23 protein-coding genes are annotated in these 20382 nt (G+C 65.4%); 14 read left to right on the top strand and 9 right to left on the bottom strand.

All coding sequences use genetic code 11. The features are described 5' to 3' along the window. Positions 1 to 17 precede the first annotated feature (17 nt). Positions 18 to 317, bottom strand: coding sequence for a YciI family protein (locus QYS36_RS21390; RefSeq protein ID WP_308841358.1), 300 nt, complete (start codon positions 315 to 317; stop codon positions 18 to 20). 124 nt (positions 318 to 441) lie between these two features. Between QYS36_RS21390 and QYS36_RS21385 the strand changes: the two genes are divergently transcribed. The 6 genes from QYS36_RS21385 (at position 442) to rluB (ending at position 5185) form a co-directional block, all read left to right on the top strand. Then, entirely contained in the window at positions 442 to 1305 is an 864-nt protein-coding gene (locus QYS36_RS21385; protein WP_308841357.1) for a PHP domain-containing protein, read from the top strand. 12 nt (positions 1306 to 1317) lie between these two features. Beyond that, entirely contained in the window at positions 1318 to 1947 is a 630-nt protein-coding gene (locus tag QYS36_RS21380; protein ID WP_308841356.1) for an L-threonylcarbamoyladenylate synthase, read from the top strand. A 122-nt stretch (positions 1948 to 2069) separates the two neighbouring features. Continuing rightward, entirely contained in the window at positions 2070 to 2798 is a 729-nt protein-coding gene (locus QYS36_RS21375) for a ScpA family protein (protein ID WP_308841413.1), read from the top strand. 47 nt (positions 2799 to 2845) lie between these two features. Continuing rightward, positions 2846 to 3673, top strand: coding sequence for an SMC-Scp complex subunit ScpB (scpB, locus tag QYS36_RS21370; protein WP_308841355.1), 828 nt, complete (start codon positions 2846 to 2848; stop codon positions 3671 to 3673). Further along, positions 3670 to 3849 (top strand): DUF1289 domain-containing protein, encoded by a 180-nt coding sequence (locus QYS36_RS21365; RefSeq protein WP_308841354.1) that lies wholly within the window; start codon positions 3670 to 3672, stop codon positions 3847 to 3849. The genes scpB and QYS36_RS21365 overlap by 4 nt, the downstream gene beginning before the upstream one ends. A gap of 142 nt (positions 3850 to 3991) precedes the next feature. Beyond that, positions 3992 to 5185: a 23S rRNA pseudouridine(2605) synthase RluB gene (gene rluB / locus QYS36_RS21360; RefSeq protein ID WP_308841353.1), complete on the top strand. Its 1194-nt coding sequence runs from the start codon at positions 3992 to 3994 to the stop codon at positions 5183 to 5185. A gap of 107 nt (positions 5186 to 5292) precedes the next feature. On the opposite strand, the gene QYS36_RS21355 is transcribed toward rluB, so the two are convergent. The 6 genes from QYS36_RS21355 to hpxX form a co-directional block, all read right to left on the bottom strand. Continuing rightward, positions 5293 to 6216, bottom strand: coding sequence for a GGDEF domain-containing protein (locus QYS36_RS21355; protein ID WP_308841352.1), 924 nt, complete (start codon positions 6214 to 6216; stop codon positions 5293 to 5295). A 257-nt stretch (positions 6217 to 6473) separates the two neighbouring features. Further along, positions 6474 to 7214: a YciK family oxidoreductase gene (locus QYS36_RS21350; protein ID WP_308841351.1), complete on the bottom strand. Its 741-nt coding sequence runs from the start codon at positions 7212 to 7214 to the stop codon at positions 6474 to 6476. A gap of 338 nt (positions 7215 to 7552) precedes the next feature. After that, positions 7553 to 8224, bottom strand: coding sequence for an N-acetylmuramic acid 6-phosphate phosphatase MupP (gene mupP, locus QYS36_RS21345; protein WP_308841350.1), 672 nt, complete (start codon positions 8222 to 8224; stop codon positions 7553 to 7555). Positions 8225 to 8422: 198 nt separating this feature from the next. Next, complete coding sequence (gene hpxZ, locus QYS36_RS21340) at positions 8423 to 8806, bottom strand: oxalurate catabolism protein HpxZ (protein WP_308841349.1); 384 nt, start codon at positions 8804 to 8806, stop codon at positions 8423 to 8425. Positions 8807 to 8810: 4 nt separating this feature from the next. Continuing rightward, positions 8811 to 10205 (bottom strand): AtzE family amidohydrolase, encoded by a 1395-nt coding sequence (locus QYS36_RS21335; RefSeq protein WP_308841348.1) that lies wholly within the window; start codon positions 10203 to 10205, stop codon positions 8811 to 8813. After that, positions 10202 to 10390 (bottom strand): oxalurate catabolism protein HpxX, encoded by a 189-nt coding sequence (gene hpxX / locus QYS36_RS21330; protein ID WP_308841347.1) that lies wholly within the window; start codon positions 10388 to 10390, stop codon positions 10202 to 10204. Before hpxX ends, QYS36_RS21335 begins: the two co-directional genes overlap by 4 nt. A 131-nt stretch (positions 10391 to 10521) precedes the next feature. Here hpxX and QYS36_RS21325 point away from each other — a divergent pair, with 131 nt between their 5' ends. From QYS36_RS21325 to hpxK, 7 genes are all read left to right on the top strand, one after another. Continuing rightward, complete coding sequence (locus QYS36_RS21325; protein WP_308841346.1) at positions 10522 to 11361, top strand: MurR/RpiR family transcriptional regulator; 840 nt, start codon at positions 10522 to 10524, stop codon at positions 11359 to 11361. A 232-nt stretch (positions 11362 to 11593) separates the two neighbouring features. Continuing rightward, positions 11594 to 12406 (top strand): transporter substrate-binding domain-containing protein, encoded by an 813-nt coding sequence (locus tag QYS36_RS21320; RefSeq protein WP_374990481.1) that lies wholly within the window; start codon positions 11594 to 11596, stop codon positions 12404 to 12406. Between the two features lie 10 nt (positions 12407 to 12416). Next, positions 12417 to 13082 carry an amino acid ABC transporter permease gene (locus QYS36_RS21315; protein ID WP_308841345.1) on the top strand — a complete coding sequence of 222 codons (666 nt, stop codon included), beginning with the start codon at positions 12417 to 12419 and terminating at the stop codon, positions 13080 to 13082. Then, complete coding sequence (locus tag QYS36_RS21310; RefSeq protein WP_308841411.1) at positions 13082 to 13738, top strand: amino acid ABC transporter permease; 657 nt, start codon at positions 13082 to 13084, stop codon at positions 13736 to 13738. Before QYS36_RS21315 ends, QYS36_RS21310 begins: the two co-directional genes overlap by 1 nt. Then, a complete protein-coding gene (locus QYS36_RS21305) occupies positions 13719 to 14456 on the top strand; it encodes an amino acid ABC transporter ATP-binding protein (protein WP_308841344.1) in 738 nt (245 codons plus the stop codon). The genes QYS36_RS21310 and QYS36_RS21305 overlap by 20 nt, the downstream gene beginning before the upstream one ends. A gap of 25 nt (positions 14457 to 14481) precedes the next feature. Further along, the gene (locus QYS36_RS21300; protein WP_308841343.1) at positions 14482 to 15714 is read left to right on the top strand and encodes an alanine--glyoxylate aminotransferase family protein; all 1233 of its coding nucleotides are present in this window, start codon (positions 14482 to 14484) and stop codon (positions 15712 to 15714) included. An 8-nt stretch (positions 15715 to 15722) separates the two neighbouring features. Next, on the top strand, positions 15723 to 16991 hold the full coding sequence (gene hpxK / locus QYS36_RS21295; protein ID WP_308841342.1) for an allantoate amidohydrolase: 1269 nt from the start codon (positions 15723 to 15725) through the stop codon (positions 16989 to 16991). 36 nt (positions 16992 to 17027) lie between these two features. Here hpxK and ubiG read toward each other — a convergent pair whose 3' ends face one another. Next, the gene (gene ubiG, locus QYS36_RS21290; RefSeq protein WP_308841341.1) at positions 17028 to 17726 is read right to left on the bottom strand and encodes a bifunctional 2-polyprenyl-6-hydroxyphenol methylase/3-demethylubiquinol 3-O-methyltransferase UbiG; all 699 of its coding nucleotides are present in this window, start codon (positions 17724 to 17726) and stop codon (positions 17028 to 17030) included. Between the two features lie 115 nt (positions 17727 to 17841). Next, positions 17842 to 19170: a TRZ/ATZ family hydrolase gene (locus tag QYS36_RS21285; RefSeq protein ID WP_308841340.1), complete on the bottom strand. Its 1329-nt coding sequence runs from the start codon at positions 19168 to 19170 to the stop codon at positions 17842 to 17844. A gap of 123 nt (positions 19171 to 19293) precedes the next feature. Between QYS36_RS21285 and QYS36_RS21280 the strand changes: the two genes are divergently transcribed. Next, positions 19294 to 20364, top strand: coding sequence for a s-methyl-5-thioribose-1-phosphate isomerase (locus tag QYS36_RS21280; RefSeq protein ID WP_308841339.1), 1071 nt, complete (start codon positions 19294 to 19296; stop codon positions 20362 to 20364). Positions 20365 to 20382: the final 18 nt, after the last annotated feature.

The raw sequence follows: 20382 nt of genomic DNA, 5'->3' as shown, positions 1-20382 counted from the left end.
GCGTTGACGATTCCCGATCACGGCAGGACGTGCTTGAAAGGCTTGACCACCACCTCGGCGTAGACGCCGGCGGTGCGGAACGGGTCGGCATTGGCCCAGGTCTTGGCAGCCTCGAGGGATTCGAATTCGGCGACGATCAGGCTGCCGGTGAAGCCCGCAGGGCCCGGGTCGTTGCTGTCGATGGCCGGGTTGGGGCCGGCGAGTATCAGGCGCCCTTCGGTTTTCAGCTGCTCCAGGCGAGCCAGGTGCGCCGGGCGAACGGAGAGGCGCAGCTCCAGGGAGTTTTCCACGTCGGTAGCGATGATGGCGTAAAGCATGTCGATCCTTATGGGCCAGGCAGTGAGCCGCGAGAGAAAGGGCGGGGCAGGCAGCGGGATGACCAGCAAGAATCTGCCAGCCGCGGCATAATAACAAACATGAATCGTCGGGAAAGCGCCCCTTATGCAGGTTGATCTTCATTGCCACAGCACCGCGTCGGACGGCGCCCTGCCGCCTGCCGAGGTGGTCGCGCGGGCCCATGGGCGTGGCATCACCACGCTGGCGCTGACCGACCACGACACCCTCGAAGGGCTCGACGAGGCCCGGGGCGTCGCCGACGAACTGGGTATCCAGCTGGTCAATGGCATCGAGCTGTCCTGTACCTGGGGCGGCGCGACCATCCACGTACTGGGCTACGCCTTCGACAGCGAAGCGCCCGCCCTGCGCCAGGCCATCGCCCAGCTGCACCAGGGCCGCTGGCTGCGCGCCGAGGAGATTTCCCGGCGCCTGGCGCTCAAGGGCATGGAGGGGGCGCTGGACGGCGCCCGGGCGATTCAGCAGGCCCAGGGCGAGAGCGGCAACGCGCCGGCGCGCCCGCATTTCGCCGAGTTCCTGGTGCGCGCGGGGTTCGTCAAGGATCGCGCCGACGCCTTTCGCAAATGGCTGGGCTCCGGCAAGCTCGGCGACGTCAAGCAGCACTGGCCGACGTTAGATGAAACGCTCGACACGCTGCGCCAGTCCAACGCATGGATCAGCCTGGCGCATCCCTGGCAGTACGATTTCACCCGCAGCAAGCGGCGCAAACTGGTGGCGGCCTTCGCCGCGGCCGGCGGCCACGCGCTGGAAGTGGTCAATGGCATGCAGCCAGCCGAGCAGGTCGGTGGCCTGGCGATCCTGGCGCGTGAGTTCGGCCTGCTGGCCAGTGTCGGCAGCGACTTCCACGCCCCCGGCGACTGGTCGGAGCTGGGTTTGTACCGGCCGCTGCCCGATGACCTTTCCCCGTTATGGACGCGTTTCGGCTGCGCGCCCTCGTACGAAACCGTTTGAGAGTTGTGAGCCATGAGCCAGTTTTTTCAGATCCACCCGGAAAGTCCCCAGGCCCGTCTGATCAAGCAGGCGGTCGATATCATCCGTAATGGCGGCGTGGTGGTCTATCCCACCGACTCGTCCTATGCGGTGGGCTGCCAGATGGGCGCCAAGAACGCCATGGAGCGCATTCGCCGCCTGCGCCAGCTCGACGACAAGCACAACTTCACCCTGGTGTGCCGCGACCTGTCGCAACTGAGCACCTTCGCCAAGGTCGACACCGCCGCCTTTCGGCTGCTGAAGAACCACACGCCTGGGCCGTACACCTTCATTCTCAATGCCACCCGCGAAGTGCCGCGCATGCTGCTGCACCCCAAGCGGCGCACCATCGGCCTGCGCGTGCCCAGCCATCCGATCGCCGCGTCACTGCTCGAGGAGCTGGGCGAACCGATGATGAGCGTCAGCCTGATCCTGCCGGGCGAAGACCTGCCGATGAGCGACCCTTACGAGATGCGCCAGATGCTCGAGCACCAGGTGGATCTGGTCATCGACGGCGGCTTTGGCGGCCTCGAGGCTTCCACGGTGATCAGCCTGGTGGACGACGAGCCGGAGGTGATTCGCGTCGGCTGTGGCGACCCGTCGCCGTTCGCCGAGTCGCGTTGATCGAGATGGCCGCCGAGACCCTCGACAGCCAGGCTGGCGCCCAGCAGGAACTGCCCTTCGCCATGGTCTATGGCGAGGCGCTCACCGAGCTGCCCGTCGACCTGTACATCCCGCCGGACGCCCTGGAGGTGTTTCTCGAAGCCTTCGAAGGCCCGCTGGATCTGCTGCTCTACCTGATCCGCAAACAGAACATCGACGTGCTGGACATCCCCGTGGCGGAGATCACTCGCCAGTACATGGGCTACGTCGAGCTGATGCACACGGTGCGCCTGGAGCTGGCCGCCGAGTATCTGGTGATGGCCGCCATGCTCGCCGAGATCAAGTCGCGCATGCTGCTGCCGCGCTCGGCAGTGGCCGAAGAAGAGGAAGACGATCCGCGCGCCGAGCTGATTCGCCGCCTGCTCGAATACGAGCGCTTCAAGGCCGCCGCCGAAGGCATCGACACCTTGCCGCGGGTGGGCCGTGACCTCATCGTGCCGCGGGTCGAGGCGCCCGAGGCGCGGGCGCGCAAGCTGCTGCCGACGGTCGAGCTGCAGGAGCTGCTGGTGTCGATGGCCGAGGTGCTGCGCCGCGCCGACATGTTCGAGAGCCATCAGGTCAGCCGCGAGGCATTGTCCACCCGCGAGCGCATGAGCGAGGTGCTCGAGCGTCTCAAGGACGGCACTTTCGTGCCGTTCGTCGAACTGTTCACTGCTGAGGAGGGGCGCCTCGGCGTGGTGGTGACCTTCATGGCGATCCTCGAACTGGTCAAGGAGTCGCTGCTCGAACTGGTGCAGAACGAAGCGTTTGCCGCCGTGCATGTGCGCCTGCGTGTGGCAGGCCCGGAAGAGGGCGACAGCGAGTTCGAATGAGCTGCTAGACTCGCGACTTTTGCGCCTTCACGCGGTATGCCCAGACGATGAACCTGTCCGATCCCAAACAACTTTCCACCTTGCTCGAAGGCCTGCTGCTGGCTTCTGGCAAGCCGCTGTCGCTCGAGCGGATCATGGAATTGTTCGAGGAAACCGAGCGGCCCGAAGCCGATGTGTTTCGCAAGGCATTGGCGATTCTCGGCGGCAGCTGCAAGGGGCGGGCGTTCGAGCTCAAGGAAGTGGCGTCCGGTTACCGCCTGCAGATTCGCGACACCTTTTCGCCCTGGGTCGGCCGGCTCTGGGAGGAGCGCCCACAGCGTTATTCGCGAGCCATGCTCGAAACCCTGGCGCTGATCGCCTACCGGCAGCCGATCACCCGCGGCGAGATCGAGGAAATCCGCGGCGTAGCGGTGAACAGCCAGATCGTCAAGACCCTGCAGGAGCGCGAGTGGATTCGCGTGGTCGGCTACCGCGACGTGCCCGGCCGGCCGGCCATGTTCGCCACCACCAAGGGCTTTCTCGATCATTTCAACCTGAAGAACCTCGACGAGCTGCCGCCCCTGGCCGCGCTGCGCGAACTGGAACCCGAGCCGGTATTGGCCCAGGACGACGATGACCCGGCCGTGCCGCAGAGCCTGCAGGCACGGGCCGATCTGGCCATGGGCGATGATTGCGAGCCTGAAGGCGAACCGCAGGCCGGCAGCGAAACCAGCTTTGGCTCGCTGCTCGCCGAGCTGGACGCCATGGAGCAGGGCCTGAAAATCGACTTCGACGACCTGGCGCGGGCGGCGGATGAGGCGAACCATGAAGCGCCGCAAGTGGTCTCTAACGCTGGGGATGACCCCTCCAGCAGCGAGCGCGAAGAGACTCAATGAAAGACCCCTGTATCAGCGTCTGTAAGTTCGATGACGGCATCTGCCTGGGTTGCGGGCGCAGCAAGGCGGAAATCAAGGCCTGGAAGAAGCTCGACAAGGCCGAGCAGCGCCTGGTCGTGGCCGAAGCCGATATGCGCCTGATCTCGCTGGGGCCGAAAGCGCGTCGCAAGCGCTGAGTCCGACAGCCGGTCGCAAGTTAGGCCCATTTGTGAGGCTAAGCTTGTGCGCCAGGTGCGTTGCACTGCTTATACGCGTATGATTCGCGCCCCTTCGACGACTTGATCGTCCCATCACCAGAGAACACCGGGAGGTGCCCAGATGAGTGAAACCGAAGAATACAGCCCCGCTGGCGAAAAACTGCAGAAGGTCCTGGCGCGCATGGGCCTGGCCTCGCGCCGCGAAATCGAATCCTGGATCACCGCTGGCCGCGTCAAGGTCAACGGCAAGGATGCTTCGCTCGGCCAGCGTGTCGACCTGCATGACGCCATCGCTATCGACGGCCGCGTGCTGCGCCGCGAAGAAGCTGCCGAGACCGTGCGCCGCGTGCTGATCTACAACAAGCCCGATGGCGAAATCTGCACCCGTGATGACCCGGAAGGCCGGCCAACGGTGTTCGACCGCCTGCCGCGCCCGAAAGAGGGCCGCTGGATCAACATCGGTCGCCTGGACATCAACACCACCGGCCTGCTGATGTTCACCACCGACGGTGAGCTGGCCAACCGCCTGATGCACCCGTCCTACCAGATGGACCGTGAGTACGCGGTGCGCGTACGTGGCGAAGTCGACGAAGAGATGATCGAGCGCCTCAAGGCGGGCGTGATGCTCGAAGACGGCCCGGCCAAGTTCACCGACATCAAGGAAGCACCCGGCGGTGAAGGTTTCAACCACTGGTACCACTGCGTGGTCATGGAAGGGCGTAACCGTGAAGTCCGCCGTCTGTGGGAATCCCAGGGTCTGGTGGTCAGCCGCCTGAAGCGCGTGCGTTTCGGCCCGGTGTTCATGACCTCCGACCTGCCGATGGGTCGCTGGCGCGAAATGGGCCAGCGCGAGGTGGACATCCTCAGTGAGGAAGTTGGTCTCAAACCGGTCGCCCTGCCGGAAATGAAGGAAAAGACCCGCGACAAGCTCGACCGTCTGCAGCGCAAGGCCGCCAAGCCGGTTGGTCGCGGTGAGCGTCCAGGCCGCGCGGCGCGTCCGGCCGCCGGCAGCACGGCGCCAGGCGCCAGCAGTGGCCGAGGCCGTGCCGCCCGTGAAGAGTCGAGCGAGCGCCCAACGCGCGCGCCTCGTGCGCCGCATGGTGAAGGCCGCAGCGAAGCATCGCGCGGCACGCCGGTGGCCGAGCGCCCGCGTGATGTCGGCAAGAAGCCAGGCAAGCCCCGTGGTGAGCGTCCCGAGTCTGGCGAGCGCGCACCGCGCAAGCCGGCTGGGGCTGGCGCCGACAAGGGTCGCAGCCGCCCGGCAGGCGAAGGCCAGCGCCCGGGTTTTGGTCGCGGCAGCCGCAAGCCGCAGTGATGGCTCGACGCCGGTGTTGAGTCCCTGCTGAAAAAAAGGGCCCTGATCCTCGCGGATAGGGCCCTTTTTCGTACTTGTCGCAAGCCAGGTCGCTGGCGGCGGTGGCGTCAGACAGCCATCGCCAGGCAATTGCGGCCGCTGCGCTTGGCGCTGTACAGCGCCTTGTCGGCGCGATTCAGCAGCCCGTCGGCCGACTCGCCGGCTTCCAGGGTGGCGCAGCCCAGGCTGATGGACATCTTCACCGCTCGGCCCTGTGCCACGCACTGCAAACCCTCTACCGCCTCCCGCAGACGCTCGCCGACCAATTGCGCGCCCTCGCGCGGGGTGGCGGACAGCACCACCAGAAACTCCTCACCGCCATAGCGGAACACCATATCGATGTTGCGCAACTGATCCTTGAGGGTGGTGGCGACGGCTTTCAGCACTTCGTCACCGGCGCTGTGGCCGTGCTCGTCGTTGATGCCCTTGAAGTGGTCGATATCCAGCATCAGCAGCGACAGCGGCTGGCCGCTGCGACGCGCCAGCTCGATCTCGCGGCCCAGCACCTGGTCCATGGCAATGCGGTTGCCGGTGTTGGTCAGCGGGTCACGCAGCGCACGTTGAACGGCTACCCGGTACAGCAGGGCATTGCGCAGTGGGTACATGAGCGCGGCCAGCAGGGACTCCAGCTGCGCCAACTCCTGATCGGAGAAGCGCTGGCGGCGGCGGAAGGTCAGCTCGCCCAGGTACTCACTCTCATGACTGAGGCGGTAGGTGGCCGAGTGATTGGCCTGCTGGCCGATATCCAGGCGCAGGTCGCTGCTCGAATGCTGGTAGCCCAGGGAATCCACGGGCACCAGATGCTGCAACTCGCGATAGAAGATATCGAGAATGCGCTCGGCATCCAGGCTGGTCTGCAGTTGCAGGCCGAGACGCTGGCGCAATTGCGCCAGGCTGACCGGGCGGGTCTGCTCCTTGCGGGGTGAGAAACCGAGACGCTGCAGTTTGGCAGCATCGAAATCGATCGTGTTTTTCTGGCTGGGGGGAACCATTTTTTTGCACCTCTGGCGCTTCATTGCAGCATGCGAGCTACAGAGCTATTTTCGTGCCAGTCTTTTAGGCTGTCCCGAAAGCCTTGAGGTTCAATGGGTTGCGACGACTGGATGCAGGCAGAGAGCCATTAATGGCAATCGGCCGTCAGAATGACGGCAAGCAATTGCCGCTTCCCCGGTGGTTGCGACAATTTAATGTCGCGGCCTCGCCAACTGAAAAAATGGCCAAACCTGCATTGGCCCATTCGCCGCGTCGGTTACTGAGCGTCGAATGCCTGACCGTTGATCCCCTGGCTATCGGGCCCCATGAGATAGAGGTAGACCGGCATGATGGCCTCGGGCGTCGGCCTGGTTTGCGGATCCTCGCCCGGGTAGGCCTGGGCGCGCATATCGGTGCGGGTGCCGCCCGGGTTGACGCTGTTGGCGCGAATCGCGGTGATGCCCTCGACCTCGTCGGCCATGACCTGCATCAACCCTTCGGTGGCGAACTTGGACACCGCGTAGGCGCCCCAGTAGGCGCGGCCCTTACGGCCAACGCTGCTGGAGGTGAATATCACCGAGGCATCGGTGGACAGCTTGAGCAGCGGCAGCAGCGTGCTGGTGAGCATGAACATCGCGCTGACGTTGACCTGCATGACGCGCATGAAGTTGTCGCCGGACAACTGTTCCAGCGGCGTGCGCGGGCCAATGATAGAGGCGTTGTGCAGCAGGCCGTCGAGTTTGCCGAATTCCTTTTCGACCATCGCGGCCAGCTCGTCGTACTGGTGCGGCAGCGCCGTTTCCAGGTCGAAGGCAATCACCACCGGCTGCGGGTGGCCCGCCTGCTCGATGGCGTCGTAGGTACGTGCCAGGTTCTCTTCGCTCTTGCCCAGCAGCAGCACGGTGGCGCCGTGGGCGGCGTAGGTGCGCGCCGCGGCGGCGCCGATCCCTCGGCCGGCACCGGTCACCAGGATCACGCGATCCTTGAGCAGGTCGGGGCGGGCGCTGTAATCGAACATGGTAGGAGTCCTTCGGATTTCTGGGTGTAAGTTGGTGGACGAAGCCCGCTGTCGCCCTGGCGGGATTAATCCTAATCAACGGTGGGTGGTTGGCTGCTGATCGCTATCAATGAAGCAGCGGTGATCTCAGAACCTGTTCACGATTTTTATGTGCATGCAGCGGCAGCTACAAGGCAGAAGCGGACTGTCGTAGGGTGGACGACGCTTCATCCGTCCACCGCTCTGCGATCGCAATGGTGGATGAAAGGAGCGTCATCCACCCTACATAGAGAACGGCCGCTTTCGCCACTTAGCTGCCAAGATCGACGAATCTGGGCTGAAAGATTATGAACAGGGCCTCAGCAGCTGCACAGCGCCTGTTCGAGTACCTGGCGCAGTTCCAGCGGATGGTCGATCACCACGTCGGCGCCCCAGTGACGGGGGTTGTCGTCGGGGTGGATATAGCCGTAGGTGACCGCCGCGGTCTTGGTGCCGGCGTCGCGGCCGGACTCGATGTCGCGCAGATCGTCGCCGACGAACAGCACGCTGGCCGGGTCGAGCCCGAGGGTCGAGCAGGCCAGGATCATCGGCTCGGGATCCGGCTTGCTGCGCGTCACGTGGTCCGGACAGATCAGGATCGAAGAGCGCTCGGCCAGCCCCAGGCGCTGCATGATCGGCTCGGCGAAGCGCAGTGGCTTGTTGGTCACCACGCCCCAGATCAGCTTGGCCCGTTCGATATCCTCGAGCAGCGGCTCGATGCCCTCGTAGGGGCGGGTCAGCACCGCGCAGTGGTCCTGGTAACGCTCCAGGAACTCCAGGCGCAAGGCTTCGAAGCCGGCACTCATCGGGTCGATATCGAAGGCGTTGAGAATCATCGCCCGGGCGCCGCCGGAGACGTGATCGCGAATCAGCTTTTCTTCCACTGGCGGCAGGCCGCGCTCGGCGCGCATGGCTTGGCAGATGGCGATGAAGTCCGGCGCGCTGTCGAGCAGCGTGCCATCCATGTCGAAAAGAACCGCGCGCAAGCGCATCAGGCCTCCTTGGGTTTCGAGTCAAAGCGTTGGCGTGTGCCCGCAGCGGCGTGGGCAATGTGCATGAGGCGCATGTTGCCAGTTTCCGATGCCGGATGGGGCCGCACGGGTTCCTCCACTGTATGTCAGTTTGTCGCAGTGTGCAGCCGATTAGGGGCTGTTGAGGTTGCAACGCGAGCCGTGAAACGTCGACAGAGCCTATGCCATCAGGCTGACCTGGGCGGCGACGATGCGCCACCGGCCGTCCAGCTTCACCCAGCTCTGCTGCTGGCGGCCAACGCGCTCGCTGCCTGGGCGGGTGAACTCGGTGCTGCACACGGCGAAGCGATCGCCGTAGGTGGTGATCACCGTGTTGCGCAGCTCGCGCTGCAGACCGGCGGCTGGCCGCGCGGCGCGAAACGCGCGGATCTCGTCGATGCCATAGAGGTTCTCGGAGGCACCCAGGCGCACGGTGCGCTCGTCGTGCCAGAACAGCTCGTCGAGCACGTCGATATCGTTGCTGGTCAGCGCCTGTTCGTAGCGCTGGAAGGCGATGGTGACTTCGGCGTGTACGGCGGGCAGGTCTATCTGTTCAAGATGCATGGTTTCACTCCAGATTCACCGCTGGGGCTTGCGCAATACCCAAGCGCTCCAGCGCTGCGGCAGCGCGCAGGCAGGCGTCTTCCCGGAACGGCGCGGCGATCAGCTGCACGCCGATCGGCAGGCCGCCGGCGGTACGCAGTGGTACGCTGACCACCGGCAGGCCCAGGAAGGAAATCGGCTGCGCCAGCATGCCCATGCTGGCGCGGATCGGCAGGTCGACGCCATTGATGCGCATGCTTTGCTGGCCGATGGGCGTTGCGCTGGTGGGGGTTGCCGGGGCGATCAGCACATCGACTCCGGCGAACAGCGGCAGTACCTGCTGCTGGAAGTGGCGGCGCATGCGCTGGGCCTGCACGTACCAGGCGGCTGGGATCATCGCGCCTGCCAGCAGGCGCTCGCGTGACAATGGCTCGAAGGATTGCGGCGAGCTGCGCAGCGCCGGCAGGTAGGCATTGCCGCCTTCGCTGGCGCTGATGATGAATGCCGAGGTGCGCGCCAGCTCGGCGTCTGCAAGCGTGACTTCCTGGCTGGCGTTCAGGGCCTGGGCGGCCTGGGCCACGGCGGCGCGCGCGTTGTCGTCGCACCACTGTTGGAAGTAGCCACCCAGCACACCAACGCGCAGGCCGCCCAGGTCCTGCTCCAGGAGCGCCGATACCGCTTGCGTGGGCTGGCTGGCCTGGAAACCGTCCGCCGGATCATGGCCTTGTAGCGCGTCGTACACCTGGGCGAGGTCGGCGGTGCTGCGCGCCAGCGGCCCGATATGATCGAGGCTGCCCACGAAGGGATGCGAGCCGCTGCGCGACAGGCGGCCAAAGGTGGGCTTGAGGCCGAAGATCCCGCACAGCGAGGCCGGTACGCGAATGGAGCCATTGGTGTCGCTGCCCAGGGAAAAATTCACCAACCCGGCGGCGACTGCCGCTGCCGAGCCGCCGGAGGAGCCACCGGCGATCCGCGACAAGTCATGGGGATTGCGGGTCGCGCCGAAATGGCTGTTTTCCGTGGTGAAGCCGTAGGCATAGGCATCCATGTTGAGCATGCCCGAGAGCAGGGCGCCGCTGGCGGACAGCTGGCGCACGGCCCAGGCGTCGACCTGCGCGGCCGGTCGGTTCTGAAACAGCCGCGCGCCGGCCAGGGTCGGGAAGCCGGCAACGTCGAAGAGGTTCTTCACCGCGAAGGGCACCGCTGCCAGCGGCGGCAAGGGCGAGCCCTCGCGCCGTTGCCGGTCCAGGCGCTCGGCTTCTTCGCGCATGCGTTGCCCGGTGATCTGCGTCCAGGCGTTGATCGCCGGATTCTGTCGCTCGATCAGCGTTAGGCTGTGCTCGGTGATTTCCCCGGCGCTGAGTTCGCCGGCCGCCAGGGCGTTTCTGAGGTCGCTGATGGAGAGCAGGGCGGGATTCATGCCTGGTATACCCCGGCGACTTCCAGTCGATCATCGAGGGGGAACTCCATCAGCGGCGCTGCCATCGCGGCGATGCGGCTGAACTGGGTGAGCAACTCCTGGCGCCGCGCGTCGTCCAGCTTCAGGGCCAGAACCTGTTCCATCTGGGCGACATAGGCAGCCCAGTCGGGCGTGATCGGGGGCATGGTGATCTCCTTGCGAGGGTGGCGGCTTGGCACCTCGGGTGCGGGGCGATGAATTGCTGCGCGGCGACTTCAGGCTGGCAGGTGACTTCCTATATCATCGACCGAATGAAACGAAAGTTACAAGGCGCCCCATGACTCGACTCGATGAACGTTTGCGCAGCCACTACTCCCAGCTTGCGCCCCAGGAGCAGCGTATCGCTGACTTCGTGCTCGACCACTATGACGACCTGGTGAGCTACAACAGCGCCGAGCTCGCCCGGCTCGCCGGGGTTTCCAAGGCTACCGTCAGCCGGTTGTTCAAGCGCCTGGGCTACGAGAAATACAAGGACATGCGCGAGGAGCAGCGCAGCCTGCGCCAGAGTGGCATGCCGGTGGCCGACAATCGCGACGTGGTGCAGGGCAACACCTTGCTGGCCCGTCATTACAAGCAGGAGATGGCCAACCTCACGCAGTGGGTGAATGCCATCGATGCCGAGCAATTCGGTGAGGTGGTGCGGGCACTGGGCAGCAGCAAGCGGGTTTTCGTGGTCGGCCTGCGCAATGCCTTTCCCGTGGCCCTGCACCTGCGCCAGCAACTGCTGCAGGTGCGCAGTGGCGTACAGGTGCTGCCCCAGCCGGGGCAGACATTGGCCGAGGAGCTGGTCGACCTGAGCGGCGAAGACATGCTGGTGGTGCTCGGCTTCAGGCGTCGCCCGCGGATCATCCGCCCGCTGCTGCAAGCGCTGCAGGCACAACAGGTGCCCACCCTGGTGATCTGCGAACCGCAGGCCCAGGGCATCATCGACTTGGCGCGCTGGCATCTGTGCACACCGCTGGACAGCGTGTCGGCATTCGACAGCTACGCCAGTGCCAACAGCCTGATCAACCTGCTGGTCAACGCGCTGTTGCACGAGCAGCTGACCCAGGGGCGCCAGCGCATTCACCAGATCGCCGAGCTCTATGGGCAACTGGACGAGTTGGAGCAGCGTTAGTGCGCCTTCATGGTGCGAGGCAGCACGAGGGCGCCAGGTGGCGCCCTTTTTTGTGGCGGGTTACTCAGGTTACTTGGCCCTGCAAGGTGCGTTGAAAACGCTCCGCTCCGTTTGGCTAGCCGCGTATTTAGTGGCTTGCAGGGCGAGGTTCGCACGGCTGCAGAAAAACCTCTCGCTGTAAAATACTCTGGCACGTTGGTTGCAAAATTGAAGATTAAGAATCTTTCGTTTCATGACTGACGATGATGGGGTGAAGCCGATGAAGAAGGGATTGATCGCACTGCTGACCGCGGGCCTGCTGCTGAGCCAGGCCGCCACCGTGCTGGCCGACCAGCTGCAAGAGATCGAAAAACGCGGAGTGATCCGCATCGCCGTGCCACAGGACTTTCCACCCTTTGGCTCGGTGGGCACCGATCTGCAGCCGCAGGGGTATGACATCGACATGGCCAGGTACCTGGCCAAGGAGATGAAACTTAAGTTGCAACTGGTGCCGGTCACCAGCGCCAACCGTGTTCCCTATCTGCAGACCAACAAGGTCGATCTGGTCATCTCCAGCCTTGGCAAGAACGCCGAGCGCGAGCAGGTGATCGATTTCAGCGCCGCCTACGCGCCGTTCTTCCTTGGCGTGTTCGGTGCCAAGGACGCCGCGCTGCAGAAAGCCGACGAGCTGGTCGGCAAGTCGATCGGCGTGACCCGCGGCGCCGTGGAGGACATGGTGCTCACCGAGGTGGCGCCCGAAGGGGCCCAGGTCAAGCGTTACGAAGACAACAACACCACCTTGTCGGCCTACCTGTCCGGGCAGGTCGAGTTCGTGGCCACCGGCAACCTGGTGGTGGCGGCCATCGAGCGGCAGAACGCCGCCCGCGCTCCGGTGGCCAAGTTCATGCTCAAGGATTCGCCGTGCTACATCGGCCTGCGCAAGGGCGAAGCGGCGCTGAAAGCCAAGGTCGATGCGCTGATCGAGCAGGCCAAGGCCGATGGCACCCTCAACGGCTTGTCCGAGCAGTGGCTGAAGGCGCCGCTGCCGGCGAACCTGGGCGCATAAGGATTTCGCGATGATGGCGCAGCTGAACTTTTCCGCCCTGTGGCCTTATTGGCCGGAGCTGCTCGCCGGCCTCTGGGTGACCATCCAGCTCACCCTGATGGCCACCGTGGGCGGCGTGGCCCTGGGCATCCTGGGCGCTGCCCTGCGCAGCGGCCGGCCGAGCATTCTCAGCCGCTTGTGGGGCGTATACGTCGAGCTGATCCGCAACACGCCGTTCGTGGTGCAGCTGTTCTTCATCGTCTTCGGCCTGCCCAACCTGGGGGTGAAGCTGACCGCCGGCGAGGCGGCGCTGCTGGCCATGTTGATCAACCTGGGCGCCTACAGCACCGAGATCATCCGTGCCGGCATCCAGGTCACGCCCCGTGGGCAATGGGAGGCGGGGCGGGTGCTGGGCCTGAGTCGCACGCAAACCTTCGTTCAGGTGGTGTTGCCGCCGTCGCTCAAGCGCATTTATCCGGCGCTGGTCAGCCAGTGCATCATCGTCATGCTCGGCTCGTCGGTGGTTTCCCAGGTCTCCCACGAGGAGCTGACCTTCGCCGCCAACCTGATCCAGTCGCGAACCTTCCTGAGCTTCGAGGTGTATCTGGTCACCACCCTGATGTACCTGGCGCTGTCCATCGCCATGCGCCAGCTGCTGCTGGCCGCCGGGCGCAAATGGTTTGGAGAGCAGCCATGATGACCACCTTCACCGACTGGGACATCCTGCGCAATCTGCTGCTGGCCGCGCGCTGGACCGTGCTGCTGTCGCTCACCGCCTTTATCGGCGGCACCCTGGTGGCCATTCCGCTGGTCATGGCGCGCCTGTCCAAGCGGGTCTGGCCGCACTGGCTGATTCGCGGCTACACCGAACTGTTCCAGGGTACGCCGTTGCTGATGCAGCTGTTCCTGGCGTTCTTCGGCGTGGCCTTGCTGGGGATCGACGTGTCGCCCTGGACGGCGGCCTCGCTGGCCTTGACCTTGTATACCAGCGCCTTTCTGGTCGACATCTGGCATGGCAGCATCCGCGCCTTGCCCAAGGGCCAGTGGGAAGCCTGTCGTTGCCTGGGCCTGGACTTCGGCCAGAGCCTGTTTCGCGTCATCCTGCCCCAGGCGCTGCGCATCGGTATCGCGCCGACCGTGGGCTTCGCCGTGCAGGTGATCAAGGGCACGGCGCTGGCATCGATCATCGGTTTCGTCGAGCTGACCAAGGCCGGCACCATCCTCAACAACGTCACCTACGAGCCCTTCAAGGTGTTCGGCCTGGTGGCGCTGGGCTACTTCCTGATGTGTTATCCGCTGTCGCGCTACAGCCAGTATCTGGAGAACAAATTCAATGCCGCTCATCACCATTGATCAGGTACAGAAGTACTACGGTGACAACCACGTGCTCAAGGGTGTCGACCTCGATATCGAGGTGGGTGAGGTGGTGTCGATCATCGGCCGCAGCGGCTCGGGCAAGAGCACCTTGCTGCGCTGCATCAACGGCCTCGAAGGCTACCAGGACGGTAGCATCAAGCTGGCCGGCATGACCGTCACCGACCGCGATTCCCAGGCCCGGGAGATCAGCCGCTCGGTGGGCATGGTGTTCCAGAGCTTCAACCTGTTCCCGCACATGACCGCCCGGGAGAACGTGATGCTGGCGCCGCGCCGCGTGCTGAAGAAGAGCGACGCCGAATGCCGCGAACTGGCGGCGCGGATGCTCGACAAGGTCGGCCTCGGTGACCGCATGGACTATTACCCGGCCAACCTTTCCGGCGGCCAGCAGCAGCGGGTCGCCATCGCCCGGGCGCTGGCCATGTCGCCCAAGGTGCTGCTGTGCGACGAGATCACCTCGGCGCTGGATCCCGAGCTGGTCGGCGAAGTGCTCAAGGTGCTCGAGCAACTGGCCAGGGAGGGCATGACCCTGATTCTGGTCACCCACGAGATGAACTTCGCCCAGGAGGTGGGCGACCGCGTGGTGTTCATGCATCAGGGCCGGGTGTGGGAGCAGGGCCCCAGTCGCGAGTTGTTCGCCAACCCGCAAAGCGCCGAACTCAAGCAATTCATCTCGTCCGTACGCGGACTGAACTGAGCGTCACCAGAACGAGAATTAGCAGATGAACACCACTTTCCTGCCCGTCAATCCACCCCAGCGCCTGCTGATGGGCCCCGGCCCGATCAATGCCGACCCCCGTGTGCTGCGCGCCATGTCCAACCAGTTGATCGGCCAGTACGACCCGGCCATGACCCACTACATGAACGAGGTGATGGCCCTGTATCGCGGCGTGTTCCGTACCGCCAACGCCGCTACCTTGCTGATCGACGGCACCTCGCGGGCCGGTATCGAGGCCATTCTGGTTTCGACGATTCGCCCGGGCGACAAGGTGCTGGTGCCGGTGTTCGGCCGTTTCGGCCACCTGCTCTGTGAAATCGCCCGGCGCTGCCGTGCCGATGTTCATACCATCGAGGTGCCCTGGGGGGAGGTGTTCACGCCCCAGCAGATCGAAGATGCGATCAAGCGCGTGAAGCCGCGCCTGTTGCTGACCGTGCAGGGCGACACCTCGACCACCATGCTGCAGCCACTGGCCGAGCTGGGCGAGATCTGCCGGCGTCACGGCGTGCTGTTCTACACCGACGCCACCGCGTCGCTGGGTGGCAACCTGCTGGAAGCCGATGCCTGGGGCCTGGATGCGGTGTCCGCCGGCTTGCAGAAGTGCCTGGGCGGGCCGTCCGGCACTGCGCCGATCACCCTCAGTGAGCCCGTGGTCGAGGTGATTCGTCGCCGCGCCTGCGTGGAAGCCGGCATCCGTACCGCTGCCCACCGGGACGGCGACGACGAGATGATCTACTCCAACTATTTCGACCTCGGCATGATCCTCGATTACTGGGGCCCCGAGCGCCTCAATCACCACACCGAAGCCACCTCGGCGCTGTTCGCTGCCCGCGAGTGCGCGCGGGTGATTGCCGAGGAGGGGCTGGCGGCAGGCATCGCCCGCCACAAGCTGCATGGGGATGCGCTGCTCAAAGGGATTCAGGGCATGGGCCTGGCGACCTTCGGCAACCTCGAACACAAGATGAACAACGTTCTTGGCGTGCTGATTCCCGAGGCGGTCAATGGCGACCAGGTGCGCAAGCTGATGCTCGAGGACTTCGGTATCGAGATCGGCACCTCCTTCGGGCCGCTGGCCGGCAAGGTCTGGCGCATCGGCACCATGGGCTACAACGCCCGCAAGGATTGCGTGCTGCAGACCCTCTGCGCCCTGGAGGCCGTACTCAACCGCCTGGGCCTGCGCACCACTCAGGGGGCGGCCATGCAGGCGGCCTGGGATCACTACGGCGAGCGCAACTGATGGCCGCCATGGAAGCGCGCACCGCCGCCAGTGCCGGCGCTCGGGTGATGGCGCGCTGCGACGAGCTGGCGGCAATCAGCGAGTCTGCCGAGGGCCTGACCCGGGTCTACCTGTCGGCCGAGCACCTGCGCGCCAACGCCCTGGTGGGCGAGTGGATGCAGGCTGCCGGCATGTGCGTCTGGCAGGATGCCGTCGGCAATATCTGCGGGCGCTACGAAGGCCAGCGTGCTGGCGCGCAGGCGCTGTTGCTCGGCTCGCACCTGGATACCGTACGCAATGCCGGTCGTTACGACGGCATGCTCGGCGTGGTCGCAGCCATCGAAACCGTGCAGTACTTTCACGACCGCGGTATCCGCCTGCCGCTGGCCGTCGAGATCGTCGGTTTCGCCGACGAGGAGGGCACCCGGTTCGGTATCACCTTGCTCGGTAGCCGTGGCCTGACCGGCAGTTGGCCGCAGGGCTGGCTCGATCAGGTCGATGCCAATGGCGTCAGTGTCGCCCAGGCGATGGCTGCCGTTGGCCTGGCTGCCGGGAACATTGCCAGTGCGGCGCGGAACGCCGATGACGTCGCCGCCTATCTGGAACTGCATATCGAGCAGGGCCCATGCCTGGAGCGTGAGGCGCTGGCGTTGGGGGTGGTGACGGCCATCAATGGCGCGCGCCGTCTGAATTGCCGCTTCGTCGGCATGGCCGGGCATGCCGGTACCGTGCCGATGAGCCATCGCCAGGACGCCCTGGCGGCGGCGGCGCAGTGGATGGTCTACGTCGAGGCGCAGACCCGGCAGCGCGATCCGCAGCTGGTGGCCACGGTGGGCACCTTGCAGTGCCACCCGGGGGCGGTCAACGTGATTCCCGGTGAGGTCGCCCTGACCCTGGATGTACGTGGCCCGGAGGACCAGATGCTGGCCAGCCTGCTGGCTGATCTGCTCAGCGGCGGCGAAACCATTGCCCGGCAGCGCGGCCTGCAGTTCCATGCCAGCCAGTACTACGGCATACCGGCGACCCGTTGCGACGAAAGCATGCAGGCCTGCCTGGCGCAGGTGCTGACCGAGGTACAGGGGCGCAGCCTGGCGCTGCCCAGCGGGGCGGGTCATGACGCCATCGCCATGGCCGAGCGCTGGCCGGTGGGCATGCTGTTCGTGCGCTGTGCGGGAGGGGTCAGCCATCACCCGGCCGAGGCCGTCGAGGTGGGCGATGTGGCCCTGGCGATTCAGGCGTATGTGGCCTGGGTTCAGGCGTTGGCGGAGCGGCCGCCGCTGGCCGGGCCAGCGCGGTGAGCGGCGAGCGCATCAGGGTGCGCTCGCCCGGCTGGGTCATTCGGCCTTGCTGGTATGCACCATGTAGTTGACGTCTACATCGTTGGCCAGTTTGTAGTGCTTGGTCAGCGGGTTGTAGGTCAGGCCAATGATGTCCTTGACCTCGAGGCCAGCCTGGCGGCTCCAGGCGCCCAGCTCCGAGGGGCGGATGAATTTCTTGAAATCATGGGTGCCGCGCGGCAGCAGGCGCAGGATGTACTCGGCGCCGATCACCGCGAACAGGTAGGCCTTGGGGTTGCGGTTGATGGTGGAGAAGAACACCTGGCCGCCGGGCTTGACCAGCTTGTGGCAGGCGCGAATCACCGAAGACGGATCCGGCACGTGCTCGAGCATTTCCAGGCAGGTGACCACGTCGAACTGCCCCGGCATTTCCTCGGCCATGGCTTCGGCGGTGATCTGCCGGTAATCGACTTCCACGCCCGATTCCAGTTGGTGCAGGCGGGCCACTGCCAGCGGCGCTTCGCCCATGTCGATGCCGGTCACCGTGGCGCCGCGGTGGGCCATGGCTTCGCTGAGAATGCCGCCACCACAACCGACGTCGAGCACCTTCTTGCCAGCCAGGCCGGCGCGCTCGTCGATCCAGTTGACGCGCAGCGGGTTGATCTCGTGCAAAGGCTTGAACTCGCTCTCCTTGTCCCACCAGCGATGGGCGAGGGCTTCGAATTTGGCGATTTCAGCGTGGTCGACGTTGCTCATGGTTTTCCCTGAATAAAGCGAATGCGTATGACATGGCGCGCAGTGCGTGCATGTTGCCAGCTTTGCTAGGCGCGCTGCTGGCCTGTGATGTGTGACAGTTTGCCTTACCTTGTGCTCAATGTGCCGGACGTCCGGCTATTTTCGCGCCCCACTGCTGGGTGGTGGCAATGATGCGCTCTTCGTCCAGGCGCGTCAGGCGGCCCTCTTCGAGCAGCGCTTTGCCAGCGACCCAGAGGTGCTCGACGCAGTGCCGCGAGGTGGCGTAGATCAGTTGTGAAACCGGATCGTAGACCGGTTGCTGGGCCAGGCCGCGCAGGTCAAAGGCGACGATATCGGCGGCCTTGCCGAGCTCCAGCGAGCCGATCTCGCCCTCCATGCCCAGGGCGCGGGCGCCATTGAGGGTTGCCATGCGCAGGGCGCGGTGGGCGTCGAGGGCACTGGCCGAGCTGGCCACGGCCTTGGCCAGCAGGGCGGCGGTGCGGGTTTCGCCGAGCAGGTCGAGGTCATTGTTGCTGGCCGCGCCGTCGGTGCCGATGGCCACGTTGACGCCGGCCTGCCAGAGCTTCTCGACCGGGCAGAAGCCGCTGGCCAGCTTGAGGTTGGATTCCGGGCAGTGGATCACGCTGCTGTTGGTGGCGACCAGCAGGGCGATATCCTCGTCATCGATCTGGGTCATGTGCACGGCCTGAAAGCGCGGGCCGAGCAGGCCCAGGCGATTGAGCCGCGCCAGCGGACGCTCGCCGTGGTGTTCCAGGCTCTGCTGCACCTCGAAGGCGGTTTCATGCACGTGCATATGAATGCCGGCGTCGACTTCCTCGGCAAGGATGCGCAATTTTTCCAGGTTGGTATCGCTGACTGTGTAGGGCGCATGGGGGCCGAAGGCGACGCTGATGCGCGGGTGATGCTTCATGTCGTCGAGCAAGGTCACGCCCTTGCGCAGCGCCTCGTCGGCATCGCGGGCGCCGGGAATGGCGAAATCCAGCACCGGAATGCTGATCTGCGCGCGCATGCCACTGGCGTGCACCCGCTCGCAGGCCATTTCCGGGAAGAAATACATGTCGGCGAAACAGCTGATACCGCTTTTGATCTGCTCGGCGATGGCCAGCTCGGTGCCGTCCTGCACGAACTGTTCATCGACCCATTTGGCTTCCGCCGGCCAGATGTGCTTTTCCAGCCAGGTCATCAGCGGCAGGTCATCGGCCAGGCCACGGAACAGGGTCATGGCGGCGTGCCCGTGGGCATTCACCAAGCCAGGCGTGAGCAGGCGACCCGGCAGTTCGCGGATCTCGTTCGCGCCACGGCGCAGGGCCTCGGCGCGCGGTGCGATCAGCGCGATACGGCCATCGCGGATGCCCAGGCCGTGGTCGTGCAGGACGACGCCGGCGGGCTCGACCGGCACCAGCCAGGTGGGCAGCAACAAGAGGTCGAGCGGGGCGTCTGCCATGGGCGGGTTCCATAAGCGAAAACCCTGAGTCTATAGAGGAATGCCACGGTCTTGAAGGTGCCTGGCGTGCGGCGCGGCGCATGCCAGGCGTATACTGGCCGGCTTTATTGGATGGAGTAGGTAATGCGCGAGCGTTTGCTGGCTGCCGAGCAGGTCGTGGGGTTCGTCTGGCGCGAGGGCACGCTGCACGTGCTCGATCAGCGCCGCCTGCCTGGCGAGCAGGTCTGGCAGGCCTGTCATTCGGTGTCGGCGGTGGCCGCGCTGCTGGCCGAAGGTGCGCTGCAGGGCGCCGCTGCCCGGCTGCTCTGCAGCGGTTACGCGCTGGTGCTGGGCGCCCGGCAGCGCCTGGAGGCGGGCGCTGATTGGCACGCCGGCCTGCAGGTCGATCGCGATGCGCTGTGCGCGGCCGGCTTGCCGGCCGCAGAGGGTGAACGCCTGCTGGCACGCATGCGGCAGCGCCTGGTGATCATGAAACCCGGCGCGCAGCCCCTGGATGTGCTGGAAGATGAAGCCCGCAGCGCGCATCAGCGTGATCGCGAGGCCAATCTGGCCATGGCGCAACTCGGCGTGGAACTGATCCGCGGCTTTCAGGGCAACCTGCAGAACCTGCTGAGCATCGGCTGTGCCGGTGCGCTGGCCAGTGGCGGCTTCGGTACCGCCCTTGGCGTGGTGCGCGCGGCGCAGATCGAAGGCCTGCTGGAGCGCTGCTACCTGGGTGAGAGCCGGCCGTTGCTCGAGGGCGCCCATCTGGCTGCCTGGGAGCTGCATCAGGAGGGAATCGCCGCAGCGTTGAGCGCCGATGCGGCGCTCGCCCATGTCATGAAGGAGCGCGGTGTCACCTGGGCGATCGTCGGCGCCGAGGGGATCGCCGCCAATGGCGATGTGCTCGGCGTGATCGGCACCTATCAGTTGGCCGTGGCGGCCATGCACCATGGCGTGCGGCTGATGGTGGTGGCGTCAAGCGCGCTGGTCGACCTGCGGCTGGATAGCGGTGAAGAGGGCTTTCATGACCTCGGCCACGGCCCGCTGGCCTATGGGCCGCATGAGCGGATCAAGGGGGTGGACGAAGTGGCGCCGCGCTATGACGTGACCCCGGCCGACCTGGTGGACTTTCTGGTCACCGAGCGTGGCGTGATCGAGCGCCCGGACGCGGCCAAACTCACCCAGCTGATGTGTCGCAAGCGTCTGCACTGAATGCCCAGCTTGCTGCGC

The sequence above is a fragment of the Pseudomonas sp. G34 genome, from assembly GCF_031119625.1.
Taxonomy (GTDB): domain Bacteria; phylum Pseudomonadota; class Gammaproteobacteria; order Pseudomonadales; family Pseudomonadaceae; genus Aquipseudomonas.
Note: the sequence above shows the minus strand (reverse complement) of the source record. Positions and strands in the feature narration are given on the sequence as shown.